Consider the following 16,587-nt stretch of genomic DNA (forward strand, 5'->3'; position numbering starts at 1 on the left):
ATGCTGAACCCCGCCTATCCTGAATTCTGGGTGTTGCTCTCGTTCCTGCTGTTCGTGGGACTGCTCATCTGGAAAGGCGTGCCCGGCATCGTCGGCCGCACGCTCGACGCACGCGCCAATGCCATCCGCACTGAGCTCGACGAAGCCCGCCGCCTCCGCGACGAAGCCCAGCAGCTCCTTGCCGATTATCAGCGCAAGGCGCGCGAAGCTGAAGGCGAGGCGAAGTCGATCATCGACGCCGCCAAGCGCGAGGCTGAAAGCCTGGCCGCCGAAACGCGCCGCGCCTTGACCGAGCAGGTCGAGCGCCGCACCAAGGCTGCCGAGGAAAAGATTGCCCGTGCCGAAGCCCAGGCCATCAGCGACGTCCGCGCCGCCGCGGTCGACCTGGCCGTCAAAGCTTCCGAGACCATTCTCCAGGCCAAGATGGCCGGCGAAGCAGGTGGCTCTCTGACGGAGACCGCCATTCGCGACCTCAAGGGCAAGCTCAACTGAGCTGCCTCGCGGGCCTCGACATCAGAACTTTCAAAACCGGGCCTCGCGCCCGGTTTTTTTTGTGGTCGGAGCCGTAACGGCAGCGACCAGAAATGTGTTACGTCGGCTGAACGATCGTCCCCGCATCCGAACTGGCTCGCGATGACCAAGGAAACACCGATGACCATGCTTCGGCGTGTGAGCGTGGCGGCATCTCTCATGATCCTCGCACTCGCCGCGCCGTCGCTTGCGCACGCCCAGGACGGTGCCGCCGCCAGCGTGCGCCTGTTCGACAAGCTCTGCTACGCAACCATGCCCGAGATCGGACGCGTCGAGGCGCAGACCGACAGTACCTGGCAACCGATCACGGGCAAGGATCTCGACGCGTTTCGCCCCGCTGTCGCGCCGGACATTCTCAAGGCCTGGAAACTGTCCGCCGCGGGCAGCACGTACTCGCTCGCCATCACGAAGAGCCCGATGGACGACCAGTCGAAGGCCGACTTCCCCAAGTACGCCGATGCAACCAATTTCGCCTGCAGCCTGATCCTGCCCGCCGACAAGACGCCGCCCGCATCCGTCTCCGCCGAAATGCAGAAGCTCATCGAGCGCAAGCCTGACGCTGCTTATGTCGAAGGCCCCTGGGCGATCACGTCCTGGAGCGGCGGCAACGATCGTCTCCTCGTGCTGGTCTACCACTACGCCCCGAAATCCGGCTCCCCCGGCGGCATGATCTCGATGACCGTATTCCAGAAACCGTGAGCGGCCGGCGCCGCCCGATCTGTGGATAACGGGCAAACAAAAATCAGCATGCTTCCAAAGATTGGGAGCCGGTCAACCGGCATGCTCTAGTTGAACCAGAGAATCGGTAATGCGTCCGCAGCTGGAGAACGACCATGGGCGCACTCCGAGAACTACGCGAAATCCTGACCGGAATTGCGGAACGATCAAACGTCATAAAATCTCATTGCACCAATGAGGAAAGCACAAAGCTCTACCTGATCCTTCCGGTCATCGGAGCGCTTGGCTACGACTACACCGATCCGCTCGTCGTTCAGCCGGAACTCCCAGCAGACTTCAGAACCGGTTCAGTCGATCGCGTGGATTTCGCGATCATGCAAGATGGCGCTCCCGTTATCGCCATCGAATGCAAGTCGGTCGGATCCGATTTGCCCTCGTGCCGCGGGCAGCTCCGCTCGTATTTCTCAGCATTGCAAACTGTCCGTCTGGGAATTCTCACGGACGGCATCATGTTCGAGTTTTTTGTAGATTGCGATCAGCCCAACGTGATGGACGCTGAACCGTTCGTCACCCTTGATCTGGAAGCGGCAACGCGCTCACCCATCCCCGTTGATGTTCTTGAAGCGCTGAACATGCTCTCGAGTACCAATTTTCAGCCTGAAGACGTTGCGGACCTCGCGGATCTAAGACTGGTCTCCCGACGGCTCCGATCGCTTCTGGTGCAGGAAATGCGCGAGCCATCTGACGATCTTTGTCGTCTGATGTTGCAGCGCTTAGGTATGAAAAATCTTCGGCGATCATCGATCCAGACTCGCTACAGCAGTCTGGTTCGTGACGCTTTCGAACAGGCCGTTGTCATTCCTGTGATGGATCGCCTGCGCACTCAAACGGCACAGGCCAATCCTCTCGCGCCAGCTCAAGAAGGCACCGCTGATGGCATCGTAACGACGGACAGAGAGCTTGCGGTTTATCGTTACGTCCGTCAGCGGCTTGCATTTCTGTCCAAGGATGAGCAGCAGTTTTCCGCGATCGAAAGGCTGCAATATCAGGATTATCTCGGGAAGTTCGCCGTCTACTACGAGCAGATCCGAAAAGGACGCTTGTTCGACTTCATCGAAGGCAGCAACGGGTACGACAAATTCATATTCCCGCTGCCCGGGGGCGAAATCATCACGAACAACATGAAGGATATCGACGAGCCATTGCACGCAATTTTCAGCCAACGGATCCGCGAACTGGGCGCATCCAAGCCTGTATTGACCCGCAATCAGATGAGCGCGTGATGTTTGCGCAAATCGTCGCAAACACAAAAACCCAGAGTGCTCGTTCCGCGATTCTACATGAAGTAGAACGGCTCTAACCCGCCTTCGGGGCCGGTCGGTCGAATCCGACATAGACCTCGAACTCACCCGGGCGTGAGCCCTCGGGAACGTTGAAGGTCACGGTCCGCACGGCAGAGAAGTATCCGATCGGATTTTCCACAGCGACCGACGCATCGACGCGCAGCTTGTCTTCCGTAATGCGCTCGCGCTTGGCGTCCGTGACGAACACATTGATCGGCAGCGAGATCGGTCCGGACTTGCCGCGCGGCCCGAGCAGGATACGGCCGGAGAAACCGTACTTCACCGTGACCTGCGAACCGTTCATCTGGCACTCGCGCGCCGTTTGCGTGATCTCACCGCGATGCATGATCGCAAGCCCGTCGCCGTCGCGGCCGGGTTCGTAGACGGTGACGAAGCTGTCGCGCGGCCAGGTGACGAAGCGCGGGCAACCGGGCTGGGCTTCACCGCCGCCGAGCGACGCAGCATCTGCGCCGCCTTGCTTGGCCGCCGCCATCAGTTCGGCTTCGCTGACCGTCGGCTCCGCGGTGCTCGACCCGCTGCCGAAGATGCTCGAGCCGAGACCGGACGTAACGGACGACATGCCGCACCCGCCGAGCGCGGAGGCCACGCCAAGGGCGATGGCCGTTCCACACACGGTAAATGCTCGCGCCGTGAATGCCTTCGTCATGACGGATTGCGCCATGCCACTCCGATCCGCATAATCACTGAGTTCTGTTCGTGCACCGCGAGATCCCCCGACCCCGTCGCGCCAATGATCGTAAGCGATGTGTGTCTCAATTGAACGCCAGACTCAAGCTGTATCACCCCTGTCAGGAACCACAAAGCGGCCGCCCGATTTGACCCACACTCTCAACGCCGCACGCGCCGAAGGATCCCGTCTTTTGTCCCCGTCAGATACCGAGCCAGATCGTCCGCAGCGCCGCGCCCTCAAGGTTCTCCTTGCCGCGCCTCGCGGCTTCTGTGCCGGCGTGGACCGCGCCATCCAAATCGTCGAGCTGGCGTTGGCCAAGTTCGGAGCGCCGGTCTATGTGCGCCACGAGATTGTCCATAACCGGTACGTGGTAGAGTCCCTGAAGGCCAAAGGTGCCGTTTTTGTGGAAGAGCTCGACGAGATCCCGGACACCACCCAGCCTGTGATATTTTCAGCACATGGAGTTCCCAAGTCCGTGCCGCGCGCTGCGAAATCGCGCAACATGTTCGCCATCGACGCCACCTGCCCGCTCGTCTTCAAGGTCCACACGGAAGCGACCCGCCACTTTGCCGAAGGCCGCAAGATCCTGCTCATCGGCCATGCCGGCCATCCCGAGGTCGAGGGCACCACCGGCCAGCTCCCGCCGGGCGCCGTCACCCTGATTGAATCGGCCGCCCACGCCGAGGCCATCGCGCCCGACGACGTGTCTCAACTCGCCTACGTCACCCAAACCACGCTGTCGGTCGACGACACGGCCGAGATCGTGGCCATCCTGAAACGGCGCTTTCCCAACATCGTCGGACCCCACAAGGAAGACATCTGCTACGCCACGACCAACCGCCAGGCGGCCGTCAAGGCCATCGCCGGCAAAGTCGATCTGACGATCGTGGTCGGCGCACCCAATTCGTCCAACTCGCTGCGCCTCGTCGAAGTGGCCGAGCGCTCAGGATGCCCGAAGGCCATCCTCATCCAGCGCGCGGCCGAGATCCCCTGGGACTTGCTCGACAGCGCCGGCGCCGTGGGCGTGACGGCGGGCGCATCCGCCCCGGAAACGCTGGTTGACGAGGTCCTCGACGCCCTGGCCCAGCGCTTCGAAATCACCGTGGAGCAGGTCACGACCGCGAACGAGCGCATTGCCTTCAACGTGCCGCGTGAGTTGCGCGAGCCGGCCGAAGCCTGATAGCCCCACACGTCCCGTCCCTGCGCGACCCATTCAAAGCCAGAGAAAAACGCAAACCATGGCCGTTTATACGGAAGTGACGGACGATGACCTTTCGCGCCTCATCGAGAGCTATGGCCTCGGGACACTGCTGTCCTACAAGGGCATCGCCGAAGGGGTGGAGAACACCAACTATGTCGTCCACACGACCGCCGGCACCTACATCCTCACGCTCTATGAGCGTCGCGTCGACACGGCGGATCTGCCGTTCTTTCTGGGCTTGCTCGAGCACCTGAACCAACGCGGCATTTCCTGCCCGCTGCCCGTCCGCAGCCGTCAGGGCGAGGTCCTGACCGAAATCTCGGGTCGCACCGCCGCCCTCGTCACGTTTCTCGAAGGCGTCTGGCCGCGTCGCCCACAACCGGCCCACTGCACGGCCCTCGGCCGCGCGCTGGCGGAACTGCACACGGCCGGCGAGAGCTACCAGGCCAAGCGGACCAACGCGCTCGGCCTCTCCGGGTGGCACGACCTCTACGATCGCCTGACCGACCGCAGCGACGAGGTCTCACGCGGCCTCGGCACCCTGATCGCCTACGAACTGGCCTACCTCGACCGGGCGTGGCCGCGCAATCTGCCGGAAGGCGTCATTCACGCCGACCTCTTTCCCGACAACGTCTTTTTTCTGGGCGAGAAGCTTTCCGGCCTGATCGATTTCTATTTCGCCTGCAACGACTTCTGGGCCTACGACCTGGCCATCTGCCTCAACGCATGGTGCTTCGAGGCGGATTACGCCTTCAACGCGACCAAGGCCCGGGCGCTGCTCGCCGGCTACCAGAGCCTCCGCCCGCTCACGGGGGCGGAATACGATGCCTTCCCCACCCTCGCCCGTGGCGCCGCCCTGCGCTTCCTGCTGACGCGCGCCCACGACTGGCTGCACAGAGACCCCAACGCTCTCGTCAAGCCGCACGACCCTTACGCCTATCTGCGCCGCCTCCGGTTCCACCAGGAGGTCACGTCGCCGGCCGAATACGGCCTGGAGCGCGCCTGATATGAGCGATCAGCAGAAAACGGTCGAGATCTACACCGACGGCGCATGCTCCGGAAACCCCGGCCCCGGCGGCTGGGGCGCCATCCTGATCTGGGGTGACCACCGCAAGGAGCTGATGGGCGGCGAAGCCCAGACCACCAACAACCGCATGGAGTTGATGGCCGCCATTTCCGCGCTCGAAGCCCTAAAGACCGGCGTTACGGCCGACCTGTACACCGATAGCTCCTACGTCCGGAACGGCATCATGAGCTGGATCCATGGCTGGAAGCGCAACGGCTGGCGCACGGCGGACAAGAAGCCCGTCAAGAACGTCGAGTTGTGGCAGCGCCTCGAGCAGGCGCTCGCCCGCCACAAGGTGACCTGGCATTGGGTCAAGGGGCACGCCGGCCACCCGGAGAACGAGCGCGCCGATGAGCTGGCCCGGGAGGGCATGGCGGAATTCAAGGTCCGCTGACGGCACCTCGAGGTCAGCGGACGGCCCGCGCAAAAACGAAAAGGCCGCCCAGCCAAGCGGCGGGCGGCCCTTTTTGGTATCGAGACGTGATCCGGCCGGCTTAGCCGACGCGGAAAACGGCGCCTGAGACCGAGCGGGCACGCGTGCGGACAGCGCCGCCGTCGTTGCCGGAGCGGACGAGCCACTGGCCGTTGGCCGCGCGGCCGACGATCTCGCCGACGTGGTGACGCCAGACGACAACGGCGCCGACCTGCGGACCGCTCGGGCTGCCCCACTTGCTCCAATTCCAGGCGAGGTTGAGGTGAGCGCCACCGCCGCGTTGCGTGCGCATCCACCAGCCGCACCAGGCGCGCGGACGGCCGCCGGCCGAGTGGCCGCCGCCGGACGACGAGTAGGACGGTGCGGAGTCGTTGTTCTGGCGCGCGTGGCGAACGCGCTGATTGCGGCCGCGATAAGCGGTGCGCTCGCCGCGGCTGGCCCTCTGCCCCGCTGCCCGGCTGCTGCCGGTGCTCGCGATCGAAGAAGAATGCTGGACGAAAGGATTCCAGCTGTCGTGGGCCGAGCCTTGAGACGGACGCGCATCCGCAGACGTCGCGCCGACGATCACAAACAGACTCGCCGCGACGGCGTAGACGTTCTTTCTCATCTCTGTGGTCCCCATGCTATTTGCTTACTGAAAGCTTACTGAACAGAGCGCCAGTCGCACGGGTGAAGGGCAGAAACAAGGAAACGGCCCGCAAGCGCGTCAATATGTCCAGCCGCAAAGCGGCAAGACTGACCCGAGCGAAACCCAAGTATTGATAAGAATAGATTTTTGATTTTTACTTAGAAGGACGCAAGAACCTTCTCCGCCGTCGCCTTGATATGCTCCGGAGGACTGTCTTCGATCGCCAGGTATTCGACCACGCCGTCGTTCACGATCATCGCGTAGCGCTTCGAGCGCGTGCCCAGACCGAACGCTCCGAGGTCGATATCGAGACCCAACGCCCGAGCGAAATCGGCGTTCCCGTCCGCGAGCATCGTGATGTCGCCGGCGCCTCGCGCCTTCGACCACGCATTGAGAACGAACACGTCGTTGACCGCGGTGCAGGCCACCATGTCGGCGCCTTTGGTCTTGAAGTCATCGGCGAGACCGACGAAGCCCGGCAGGTGTTGCTCACTGCAGGTCGGTGTGAACGCCCCCGGCACCGCGAACAGCACCACCTTCTTCCCCTTGAGAAGCTCGCCCGACGTCACGGGCTTCGGTCCGCCCTCGCCCATGATGGTGAATTTAGCCTCAGGCAGCCTGTCGCCCACTTTGATGCTCATCGGTCGCTCCTCTCGAATTGGCTGGCTTGTATGTCGGATGGATTGGCGGCGGTCAGGGAACCGCGAATGTTGCAAAGGAAGCGCCGGCCTCGCCGACGATCGTGGCGGTCACGGTCGCGCCCTTGAGCGCTTTGAGATCGACATCGGCGCCGAGCGGCGCTTCAAACACCGCCGACCCGCCCGCGCCATCCGAGACCTTGTCCGGGATCGGCAGGAATTGACCGTTGGAGGCTTCGAGATAGACAGCGCCCGCCGCTTCTCCGCCAGGAAAACGGGCCTCGACGACGACTTTCGGCTGGTCACCATTGACCAGGGCCTCGGCACGGACCAGCACCGGATCGTCGGCAATGACGCTTCCCTGGGGCCGGGGGACGCGGTCGAGAGCAATGAGGGCGGCCGCCGGCGCGAGCGCGGCCTCGCCGGCCGGAATGTCGAGCTTTAGCTCCGCCTCGACCGGCACACAGATGTCTTTGCAGATCCCATAGTGCGCATCGACCGCCAGCGAGACCGCCTCGCCCGGCGACTTTGGCGTGAGCGCAATCGGCAGGAACAGCGTGCCTTCATAGCCGACGGTATGACCGGACTTGTCGGTGAACGTCCGCGGCGCGGGAAATAGGACCTCGGCGGATGCAAGGTTGACCGACTTCGACCAATCGAGCGAGGGCGGCAGCCCGGCATCGCCCGGCGAGCGCCAGTAGGTTTTCCAGCCGGGCTCGAGCACGATCTCGACGAACGCCATCAGCTTGTTGCCGTCCGACGGCGTCGTGCGCCCGGCGACGAGCCGTGCCTTGACCTTGTGGCCGGGCACCCAGGCGGAAGAAAGCGCCGCTGCTGGGGATACGGCGCTTGAAGCCGCCAGCCCGAAGGCAAATATCGATAGGGTCGCCAAGTGGTAGCGCAGAGACTGGGATCGCAGGTACGTGGAACGCATCATGTCGTATCGGCCTTCTATTACGCGACTGTTCGCTTAGTCTGCGAATCTTTCAGCCGCAATCGCGCTTTAACGTGGGCCGGTTGTCGCTGCTGGACGTCGCGCACGTGCGGCAGATCCCTCATAACCGAAGAAATCGCGGCTTCACAGGCAGCGGTCCGCGGAGATAATCTCTCTCGATGACGACATCGAAATCAAAACGAAAAAAACGCAGCGATAGCTTTCTCAAGGGGCAGCTTCTCGTCGCCATGCCTTTGATGACGGATCGGCGGTTTTCCCGTTCGGTCATTTACATGTGTGCCCATTCCGACGACGGCGCAATGGGCCTGATCATCAATCATCGCGCCGATCACATCAACTTCCCCGACCTTCTGGAACGCCTCGGCATCACGACGGGCGGCGCCGAGGACGGCATCTCGAACGAAATCCTGGAGCGCCAAGTTTACGCCGGCGGCCCGGTCGAGACGGGGCGCGGCTTCGTTCTCCATTCGTCGGATTATCACTCGAGCGAGTCGACCCTGCCGATCGACGACGAGGTGAGCCTCACGGCGTCAATCGAGATCCTGAAGGCGATCGCCGCCGGCGAAGGGCCCTCGCACGCCTTGCTCGCACTCGGCTATGCGGGCTGGTCGGCCGGTCAGCTCGAAAGCGAAATCCAGGCCAACGGCTGGCTGCATTGCCCACCGGACGTCAATCTGCTGTTCGATTCCGACATCGACGGCAAGTACACCCGCGCCCTCGCCAAGATCGGCGTCGACCCCTCGCATCTGGTGAGCGACACAGGTCACGCTTGAGGCTGGCGACGTTGAAGCTGACGACGCGCACCCTGCATACGTCTGAGCAAGCGACCTAAGCGGAGAGCCGCGCGGCTGACGACAGGGACGCCACGCGTCGCCCGTCCAATGTGCGCGCCACGCCTGGACCTGCAGCACGGCCGACAGATAATGCTGCCCGTTCCGCGCCGATCTCCCGACGGTGGATGCTACTAACGTGAAGCCCTGCTCAACCCGGCTTGCGCGCGACGCCGGCCAAACGCGCCAGGCTTTCGGCGATGGCGGGTGGGAGGTTCGAGAAGTCCGGCGGGATCGGCTGAGCCAAGCCGTTGACGACCTGCGGCACGGCAGGCCGTACGGCGGGCCCCGCGGACGGATGCGGCGGCGCGGACGCGGCGGATTGCAGAGGCGACGGCGGCAGCGGCTGGACCAGCACCGGGCGCGGCGGGATGTCGGCAGGTGGCGGCATGGGCGGCGGTGACGCAGCGGCGCGCAAGGGGTGCCCGTTCGGGATCGGCGGCGGCGCGCCTTGCATCGGCGGCCCACCCGGCGAAGGCGGAGCACCGGGAATCGACGGCGGCGGCTCGATCGCGCGAAGCTGAGGCGGCTGCAGCTGGGGCGGCGGCTGAGGCGCACGCTGAGCGGTAAACGGCGGCGGCGCATCCATCGTCGGCGGCATGCCTGCCGGAGCGCCAGCAAAACCGGGCCCTCGTGCAGGCGGACGCTGCGTGGTCTCGAGCGACGCGACATTCGGGAGCACGTCGGTCAGGCGCGTCGTGGCGCTCGCGATCGGCGGCTGTGCGGGTGGAACGGGCGGTGGCACACCGGCTGGCACGCTCGTGTGCTGCGGCGGCATCGCGCCGTTAGGCGGAGGCGGAGGCGAGGCCTGCTGACCAGGTCCCACGTGCGGGGAGGGGCCTATCGGCGGGCCACTCGGGGGGGCACGGCCGAACGGAGGCTGTTCGCCGCGCAGCCGCGCTTGCGCGCGCGCCAGTCCACCACCGGTGGCCTGATCGCGAGCACGCGGCACAGGCTTCATCTGAGTCCCGGCGCCGTTGGCGGCGTGCGGCATCTCGGGTGCGCCGTGTCCATTCCCGTTGGGCGCACTTCCGTTCTGAGCATGGCCGTTGGAAGCATGGCCGTTACCGGCATGACCATTCGCGACGTGCCCATTTGAGGCGTGTCCGCTCGCGGCCCCGTTCGCAGCATGCCCGTTGGAGGCGTGGTCCGCTTTGTCGTTCGCGCGCGGCTGAACGGCCTGCCCGTTCGCGGCGGCAGCCATCCCGGGTTGGACATCCGCGCCCGTCTGTGGCGCTTGCGATTTGCCCTTCTTCCGTGCCTTGGGCCGGAACACGCCGACCGGCTTGACCTTGCTCTCGGACGTCTTCACCGACGCGAGCACCTGCGCCACGTCCACGTCCGCAATCGCATCGCCGCAATAGGGCCCTTGCGCATACTCGCATTCGATGGAGCGCAGGAAGCTGACTTCCGTCGCGGCCTCGACGCCCTTGGCCACGATCTTCTTGCCGAGTTCATGCCCCAGCGCCACCATGGAGCGCAGGAGCACACTGTCGCTGCCACCCCTGACGTCGCCGGCCTGCATGATCGCCTGATCGATCTTGACCGTGTCGAACGGCAGGCGGTCGAGATAAGACAGCGACGAATATCCGGTACCGAACTCGTCCAGTACGATCTCCGCGCCGGACGCCCTGAGCCACTCGAGCACTTCGGTCGACTGTTCGGGATTTTCGAGCGTAATCTGCTCCGTGACTTCGATGCGGATCGATCCTTTGGGCACCACCGAGCGGCCGAGGATGTGGCGCACTTCCTGGATGACATCGGGCCGGAAGAGATGACGGCACGAGATGTTGACGCTGACAAACAGCGGTGAATCTCCGCGTGGGAAATCCTTCTGCCAGGCCGCGACGTCGCGCGACGCCTTTTGCAGCAGATAAATTCCGAGTCTCGCGATGAGGTCGTTGTCTTCGGACAACGGGGAGAACTGCGCCGGATCGATGGTGCCGAGCTGCGGATGATCCCAGCGCGCCACCGCTTCGAAGCCGGCCAGCTCCTCGGTCGGCAAATAGACGACGGGATAATACGAAACGCGCACCGCGTTCTTCTCGAGCGCGCGACGCAGCTCGGCTTCGAGCGCGTGGCGGTCGTCCTGGTCGCCCTTCATTTCCGGCGTGAATACTTCGATCCGATCCGCACCCGCGCGCTTGGCGCGGAACATCGCGATCTCGGCCTTCTTCAGCAGGTCGGCGTGGTTCGTTTCCTCGCCGTCGAAAATGGCGATGCCGATCGAGCCGGTCAGCACGATTTCCTCGCCCGAAATCTTGATCGGCGAGCGGAGCGATCGGCGAATACGCTCGGCGTGCTGCGCCAGTTCCGCCACCGGCTGGTCCGCCAGCAACAGCAGACAGAAGCGGTCGCCGGAGATGCGCCCCAGCGTGTCGTTGGGCCCAAGGTGACGCTGCAGCCGCCGCGCGATGGTGAGCAATAGGCTGTCGCCGAGCACGAGGCCGAGCGACGAGCTGAGGCTCGTGAACTTGTCGATGTCGATGATCAGAACGGTCGGCCGTATTTGCGGCTCCGACTTCGCGCGCACCATCGCCACTTCGAGGCGGTCCAGCAGCAGCTCGCGGTTGGGAAGCCCCGTCAGGCTGTCGTGCACGGCATCGTGCAGCAGCCGTTCATGCGCCCGCTTGGCGTCGGTCACGTCGCGGACCAGGCCGATGCACTTGAACGAGCGCGGATCGGTGCCCGGCACACCGGCCGCTTCCAGCTCGAACCAGCGGTAGTTGTTGTCGGACTGACGCAGACGGAATTCGCAGCAGACCTTGCCGTCGCGCCGCTCCTGCACCGTGAACAGTGCCAGGCGGAAGCGCTCGCGGTCCGCGGGATGAAGATGGCGCATGAAGTCGTCGGTCCGCGTCGAGAGATCGCCCGGCGAAAGACCGAGCAAGGCCTCGATCGACTGGCTGACCTTGACCTCGTCGCGGCGCGCATTCCATTCCCACACCGCAGCGCCTGAGGCGTCGACCGCAATAGAGCGCGCCTGCAGCTCCGACGGCGCCGCGCCGTGCAAGGGCTCGACCGAGCGGAATGCATATTGCGTCACGGTAAACCCGATCGACAGCACGATCAGCACCATGCCCGACACGAGGCCGAACACCGCCGCCTCGCCGGTGAGCTTGCCCGTCAGGGCGACACCCGCGCCGAAAATCCAGACCAGGAACAGGATCCACGTCGGAATGAGCGACAAGGCGCGATCCTGCCCGCGTAAGGCGAGAAACAGGATCAGGCCCGTGCCGGTCAACCCGATGAACAGGAAGGAGAGGCGCGCGAACGTGGCCGCCAATCGCGGATCGATGATCGCGACGGCGATGAGCGAGAATTGCGCCAGCAGCCACACCGTGATCAGCATGCGTATCAGCCCGTGCCACAGCGCGAGCCGCAAAAACACATGCAGGAACACGACAAGGCTGGCCGCGAGCGCCGCCTCCGACGCCGCGCGATAAACGGCATTCGCCTCGGGTTTGAGCTGGAACAGTTTATGGAAGAAGCCGAAATCGACGCAAAGATGCGCCAGCACGCACCACGCCACCAGCGCCGACGCCGGGAACACGAGCTTGTGGTTCGCCGCGAAGATCGCCGTCAGGAAGATCGCCATCAGGCCCGTGAGGCCGAGCAGCACGCCGTTGAACAGCTGGCGGTTTGAAATGCGGATTTCGTAGTCGAGCGGCTTCCAGAGATGCAGGCGCGCGAAGCGCTCCGACGAAAGCTCGGCGACGTACGTGATGGTCTGCCCCGGTTCAAGCGTGATGCGGAACAGATCCGCCCGATCGCTCTTGATGCGCTCCGGCACGAAGCCCACCGACGGCGTAATCGCCTCGATCCGCTGCGCGTCGAGGTCCGGCCACACGACGCCCGATCCGATCACGCTGTAGCGCGCCGCCGACAGCCAGCGCTCGACAGGCTTGTCCGTGGAATTGGTGAGCGCAAACACAATCCAGTTGGGATTGTCGCCCGCCGTGGCGGCCGAGACCGACATGCGGCTTGCGAGTCCGTCCGCGCCGGCAGCCGTTTCGACCTGCAGGCTGTCGCCGCGCCCTTCGTAGAGGTCGGCCAGCGGCGTCACGTCGAGGCGCCCCTGGTCCTGGCCGATCTCGATCGGCTTGAGCGCCAGCGCGGGCGCGGAAACGGCGACGAGCGACGCCAGCAGCACGGCCGCAAAGGCAGCGATTTGCGCCGCAATCCAAGCGCGCGGGCCGTCTCGAAGGCTCGGGAAAGCGCTGCGCGTCAAGACTGCACCTCCCGCGTCATCCAATCCTCAGCGAGGATCGCGAACACGAGATGATCTTGCCACACGCCGTTGATCTTGAGATAGCGCCGCGCGAGGCCTTCCTCGATAAATCCCGCCCGTTTCAACACGGCGATGGAGCGTGTGTTGGCCGGCTGCACGGCCGCCTCGACGCGGTGCAGGCGAAGCTGCTCGAACGCATGCGGCAGCGCGGCGGTGACCGCGCTCGTCATCGATCCGCACCCAACGTGAGGCGAGCCGAGCCAGTAGCCGAGCATGGCCGATTGCGTCACGCCGCGGCGAACATTGGACAGCGTGAGTCCGCCGATGAGGCGCTCGTTGCCGCTGTTGAACATCAGAAACGCATAGCCGAGATCGTCGCGCGCCTCGCGCTGGTAGTGGCGGATGCGGCGGCGATAGGCGCTCTTCGTAAGGTCGTCCCGCGGCCAGGCCGGCTCCCACGGCACCAGATGGGGGCGACTGAGCGCGCGCAGTTCAGCCCAGGGACCGTAGTCGCTCATGAGCGGCGGACGCAGCCAGACGCTGCGGCCCTGGATGACCGCCCACTCCGACGAGTTTCCGGCCCTCAGGAACGCCATCAGGCAGTCTTCGCCTCCGAGCTTGCCGAACCGCGCCCAACGCGGTCGGCGGCTTGCACCGCGAGCCGTTGCGACGCCTTGCCGGCGCCGACGACGGCAACGGATGGCGGCCGCGCCAGCATGAGCTGCGCAAATCGGCCGACATCCTCGACGCTGACGGCGTCGACGTTCTGAATCAACTCGTCACGGCCGATGATCCGTCCGTGAGCCAGCAGATGACGGGCCATCTGCTCGGCGCGAGCCGAAGATGATTCGAGACTCATTAGCAGCCCCGCCTTGAGCTGAGCTTTCGCCCGGTTGAGCTCGGCCGTCGACGGCCCCTGCCGTGCCACGTCCTCAAGCTCGCCGCATGTGATGTCGATGAGGCTGGCCATCATCTCGGGTCCCGTCGCCGCATGCACCGCCAGAAGCCCGGTATCGTTAAGGCTCCATGCGGACGAATAGATCGAATAGCACAGCCCCCGCTTCTCGCGGGCTTCCTGGAACAACCGGGACGACATGCCCCCGCCCAAGAGCCCAGAGAACACCTGCGCCGTAAAATACGCTTGATCACGATAGGACGGCGCCTCGAACCCGAGCACAAGATGGCTCTGCTCGAAGCGCTTGGGATGCCACCGGACTCCGCCCTGGTAGTGCGCTGCTTCCTGGGCTTTCACGAGCTTCGAAGAGAGCCCGCCGAATAGGGCCTCAGCGTGGCGGACGAGCGCCTCATGTTGCACGTCCCCAGCTACCGACAGCACCATCGAGCCCGGCAGGTAATGGGTGGCGAGGAAGGTTGACAGATCGGCCGGCGAGAACCGTTTGACGTTGACCGCCGGCCCGAGAATGGGGCGACCCACCGCCTGGGCGGGATAGGCGGCTTCGTTGACCAGTTCGAACGCGATATCGTCGGGCATGTCACGCGTCGAGGCGATCTCCTGCAGGATCACCTCCCGCTCGCGCTCGAGCTCGTCCGAGGAAAAACTCGAATTGAGCAGAATGTCGGCGATGAGTTCGATCGCCACGCCCTCGTCGCCTTTCAGAACCCGCGCGAAATAGGCTGTCGTCTCGAGTCCCGTCGCCGCGTTCAATTCGCCGCCGACAGCCTCGATCTCCTCGGCAATCGCTTGGGCCGACCGCGTCGCCGTTCCCTTGAACGACATGTGTTCCAGAAAATGGGAGATGCCGTTCTCGGCCGGCTGTTCGTCCCGGGCGCCGACATTGACCCAGATGCCGAGCGATGTCGTCTCGACGTGCGTCATGGCGTCAGTGACGACAGTCAGCCCATTTCCGAGACGCGTAATCTGCACCGTCATTGCGCACCAGCCGTTACCGGGCGGACGGCCCGTTCGACAAACGCCTTGACCGCGGCGGGATCGTTTTCGAGCACCTCGTACCGCTCGGGCTCGTCGAGCAGCGTCGCAAGCCGTGGCGGCAACGCAGGACGCGCGCCGGTGATCTTCTCCATCGCGTCGGGGAACTTGGCCGGATGCGCCGTCGAAAGCACGATGCCGGGGCTTGCCGATTGCGCCGCCGCCGCCTCGAGCGCCGCGACCCCGCAGGCGGTATGCGGATCGAGAAGGTAGCCCGTCGCGGCCTTCGTGCGCAGGATCGTCTCCGCGACCACGGCCTCGTCGGCGGCCACCGCCGCGAACTCCGTCGCGAACGGCTTTGCGGCCGCCCCGAGTTCGAACCTTCCGCCCTGGGACAAGGCCCCCATGGCCCCGCGGATGAACCCGGCGTCCCGGCCGGATGCCTCGAACAGGAACCGCTCGAAGTTGGAGGAGATCTGGATGTCCATCGACGGCGACGAGGTCTCGACGACCGAGCGCATCTCGTACACCCCGGATGCATGCGCCCGCGGCAGGATGTCATTGGCGTTCGACGCGATCACGAGTTGATCGATCGGCAGCCCCATGCGCTTGGCGACCCAGCCGGCGAGGATGTCTCCGAAATTGCCGGTCGGCACCGCGAACCGCATCGGCCGGTACGGCGCGCCGAGCGCCGCCGCCGCGACGAAATAGTAGGTCACCTGCGCCACGATGCGGGCCCAGTTGATCGAGTTGACGCCGGACAGGCTCATCCGGTCGCGGAAGGCATGATCGTTGAACATCGCCTTCACGAGTGACTGGCAATCGTCGAACGTACCCTTGATGGCGACCGCATGGACGTTGGCGTCGGTCGGCGTCGTCATCATGCGCCGCTGGACGTCGGAGACCCGCCCGTCTGGGAACAGCACGATGACGTCGACACGCTTCGAGCCGCGGAAGGCTTCGACCGCCGCCCCGCCCGTGTCGCCCGACGTCGCGCCGACGATGGTCGCACGCTGTCCGCGCCGCGCCAGCGCGTGGTCCATAAGACGCGCCAGGAGCTGCATCGCAACGTCCTTGAACGCCAGCGTCGGACCGTGGAACAGCTCCAGCACCCACCGGTTGCGGTCGATCTGGACCAGCGGCGTCACCGCTGGGTGGTCGAACCGGCTGTAGGCGTCGACCGCCATGGCATGCAGCGTTTCGCGGTCGACGAAGCCCTGCGCGAACGGCAGGATCACCTCGGTCGCGACGTCCGCGAACGGCTTTCCGGCGAAGCCCGCAATGGTCTCAGGCGAGAGCGTCGGCCACACGTCGGGCACATAAAGGCCGCCGTCGCGCGCAAGCCCGTTGAGCAGCACATCCTCGAACGTCAGCGAAAGCGCTTCGCCCCGGGTGGAGATGTAGGTCACGTATTCGAAATCCTGGGTTGTGGGACCGCGAAGTCGCGCGCGGCCGGCCGCTCTTACGCTGTAAC

Annotated in this window: 15 protein-coding genes; 7 read left to right on the forward strand and 8 right to left on the reverse strand. The window is 64.8% G+C overall.

Annotation, left to right across the window (positions count from 1 at the left end; translation table 11 throughout):
• From ACTIFK_RS06180 to ACTIFK_RS06190, 3 genes are all read left to right on the forward strand, one after another.
• On the forward strand, positions 1-492 hold the full coding sequence (locus ACTIFK_RS06180) for a F0F1 ATP synthase subunit B family protein (RefSeq protein WP_439542178.1): 492 nt from the start codon (positions 1-3) through the stop codon (positions 490-492).
• 159 nt (positions 493-651) lie between these two features.
• A complete protein-coding gene (locus ACTIFK_RS06185) occupies positions 652-1,230 on the forward strand; it encodes a hypothetical protein (protein WP_439542179.1) in 579 nt (192 codons plus the stop codon).
• Positions 1,231-1,364: 134 nt separating this feature from the next.
• Positions 1,365-2,492 carry a hypothetical protein gene (locus tag ACTIFK_RS06190; protein ID WP_439542180.1) on the forward strand — a complete coding sequence of 376 codons (1,128 nt, stop codon included), beginning with the start codon at positions 1,365-1,367 and terminating at the stop codon, positions 2,490-2,492.
• 73 nt (positions 2,493-2,565) lie between these two features.
• On the opposite strand, the gene ACTIFK_RS06195 is transcribed toward ACTIFK_RS06190, so the two are convergent.
• Positions 2,566-3,234, reverse strand: coding sequence for a hypothetical protein (locus tag ACTIFK_RS06195; RefSeq protein ID WP_439542181.1), 669 nt, complete (start codon positions 3,232-3,234; stop codon positions 2,566-2,568).
• A 199-nt stretch (positions 3,235-3,433) separates the two neighbouring features.
• Between ACTIFK_RS06195 and ispH the strand changes: the two genes are divergently transcribed.
• The 3 genes from ispH to rnhA are packed head-to-tail and all read left to right on the forward strand — an operon-like array spanning position 3,434 to position 5,904.
• Positions 3,434-4,423, forward strand: a complete 990-nt coding sequence (gene ispH / locus ACTIFK_RS06200; protein ID WP_439542182.1) for a 4-hydroxy-3-methylbut-2-enyl diphosphate reductase — start codon at positions 3,434-3,436, stop codon at positions 4,421-4,423.
• Between the two features lie 58 nt (positions 4,424-4,481).
• On the forward strand, positions 4,482-5,450 hold the full coding sequence (locus ACTIFK_RS06205; protein WP_439542183.1) for a homoserine kinase: 969 nt from the start codon (positions 4,482-4,484) through the stop codon (positions 5,448-5,450).
• A 1-nt stretch (position 5,451) separates the two neighbouring features.
• Positions 5,452-5,904, forward strand: a complete 453-nt coding sequence (gene rnhA / locus ACTIFK_RS06210) for a ribonuclease HI (protein ID WP_439542184.1) — start codon at positions 5,452-5,454, stop codon at positions 5,902-5,904.
• A gap of 100 nt (positions 5,905-6,004) precedes the next feature.
• Here the strand turns inward: rnhA and ACTIFK_RS06215 are convergent, their stop codons facing one another.
• The 3 genes from ACTIFK_RS06215 to ACTIFK_RS06225 all read right to left on the reverse strand — a co-directional run bounded on the left by ACTIFK_RS06215 (position 6,005) and on the right by ACTIFK_RS06225 (position 8,146).
• Positions 6,005-6,550 carry a hypothetical protein gene (locus ACTIFK_RS06215; RefSeq protein WP_439542185.1) on the reverse strand — a complete coding sequence of 182 codons (546 nt, stop codon included), beginning with the start codon at positions 6,548-6,550 and terminating at the stop codon, positions 6,005-6,007.
• Between the two features lie 179 nt (positions 6,551-6,729).
• Complete coding sequence (locus tag ACTIFK_RS06220) at positions 6,730-7,212, reverse strand: peroxiredoxin (RefSeq protein WP_439542186.1); 483 nt, start codon at positions 7,210-7,212, stop codon at positions 6,730-6,732.
• 52 nt (positions 7,213-7,264) lie between these two features.
• Positions 7,265-8,146 (reverse strand): protein-disulfide reductase DsbD domain-containing protein, encoded by an 882-nt coding sequence (locus tag ACTIFK_RS06225; RefSeq protein ID WP_439542187.1) that lies wholly within the window; start codon positions 8,144-8,146, stop codon positions 7,265-7,267.
• A gap of 176 nt (positions 8,147-8,322) precedes the next feature.
• Here ACTIFK_RS06225 and ACTIFK_RS06230 point away from each other — a divergent pair, with 176 nt between their 5' ends.
• Positions 8,323-8,937, forward strand: a complete 615-nt coding sequence (locus tag ACTIFK_RS06230; RefSeq protein ID WP_439542188.1) for a YqgE/AlgH family protein — start codon at positions 8,323-8,325, stop codon at positions 8,935-8,937.
• Between the two features lie 208 nt (positions 8,938-9,145).
• On the opposite strand, the gene ACTIFK_RS06235 is transcribed toward ACTIFK_RS06230, so the two are convergent.
• From ACTIFK_RS06235 to thrC, 4 genes are read right to left on the reverse strand one after another with little or no spacing between them, the layout of a single operon-like run.
• Positions 9,146-13,225 (reverse strand): EAL domain-containing protein, encoded by a 4,080-nt coding sequence (locus ACTIFK_RS06235; RefSeq protein WP_439542189.1) that lies wholly within the window; start codon positions 13,223-13,225, stop codon positions 9,146-9,148.
• Positions 13,222-13,821 (reverse strand): GNAT family N-acetyltransferase, encoded by a 600-nt coding sequence (locus tag ACTIFK_RS06240; RefSeq protein WP_439542190.1) that lies wholly within the window; start codon positions 13,819-13,821, stop codon positions 13,222-13,224. The genes ACTIFK_RS06235 and ACTIFK_RS06240 overlap by 4 nt, the downstream gene beginning before the upstream one ends.
• Positions 13,821-15,116, reverse strand: a complete 1,296-nt coding sequence (locus ACTIFK_RS06245; protein ID WP_439542191.1) for a M16 family metallopeptidase — start codon at positions 15,114-15,116, stop codon at positions 13,821-13,823. Before ACTIFK_RS06245 ends, ACTIFK_RS06240 begins: the two co-directional genes overlap by 1 nt.
• Positions 15,113-16,522 carry a threonine synthase gene (thrC, locus tag ACTIFK_RS06250; RefSeq protein ID WP_439542192.1) on the reverse strand — a complete coding sequence of 470 codons (1,410 nt, stop codon included), beginning with the start codon at positions 16,520-16,522 and terminating at the stop codon, positions 15,113-15,115. The genes ACTIFK_RS06245 and thrC overlap by 4 nt, the downstream gene beginning before the upstream one ends.
• Between the last annotated feature and the right edge of the window lie 65 nt (positions 16,523-16,587).

Origin of the sequence: Hyphomicrobium sp. (assembly GCF_051860585.1) — a bacterium.
GTDB lineage: Bacteria > Pseudomonadota > Alphaproteobacteria > Rhizobiales > Hyphomicrobiaceae > Hyphomicrobium_C.

Excerpts from the sequence above, each read along its gene's own strand:
- ACTIFK_RS06180 (WP_439542178.1), top strand. The coding sequence starts at position 1 with ATGCTGAACCCCGCCTATCCTGAATTCTGGGTGTTGCTCTCGTTCCTG.
- ACTIFK_RS06185 (WP_439542179.1), top strand. The coding sequence starts at position 652 with ATGACCATGCTTCGGCGTGTGAGCGTGGCGGCATCTCTCATGATCCTC.
- ACTIFK_RS06190 (WP_439542180.1), top strand. The coding sequence starts at position 1,365 with ATGGGCGCACTCCGAGAACTACGCGAAATCCTGACCGGAATTGCGGAA.
- ACTIFK_RS06195 (WP_439542181.1), bottom strand. The coding sequence starts at position 3,234 with ATGGCGCAATCCGTCATGACGAAGGCATTCACGGCGCGAGCATTTACC.
- ACTIFK_RS06205 (WP_439542183.1), top strand. The coding sequence starts at position 4,482 with ATGGCCGTTTATACGGAAGTGACGGACGATGACCTTTCGCGCCTCATC.
- rnhA (WP_439542184.1), top strand. The coding sequence starts at position 5,452 with ATGAGCGATCAGCAGAAAACGGTCGAGATCTACACCGACGGCGCATGC.
- ACTIFK_RS06215 (WP_439542185.1), bottom strand. The coding sequence starts at position 6,550 with ATGAGAAAGAACGTCTACGCCGTCGCGGCGAGTCTGTTTGTGATCGTC.
- ACTIFK_RS06220 (WP_439542186.1), bottom strand. The coding sequence starts at position 7,212 with ATGAGCATCAAAGTGGGCGACAGGCTGCCTGAGGCTAAATTCACCATC.
- ACTIFK_RS06225 (WP_439542187.1), bottom strand. The coding sequence starts at position 8,146 with ATGATGCGTTCCACGTACCTGCGATCCCAGTCTCTGCGCTACCACTTG.
- ACTIFK_RS06230 (WP_439542188.1), top strand. The coding sequence starts at position 8,323 with ATGACGACATCGAAATCAAAACGAAAAAAACGCAGCGATAGCTTTCTC.
- ACTIFK_RS06240 (WP_439542190.1), bottom strand. The coding sequence starts at position 13,821 with ATGGCGTTCCTGAGGGCCGGAAACTCGTCGGAGTGGGCGGTCATCCAG.
- ACTIFK_RS06245 (WP_439542191.1), bottom strand. The coding sequence starts at position 15,116 with ATGACGGTGCAGATTACGCGTCTCGGAAATGGGCTGACTGTCGTCACT.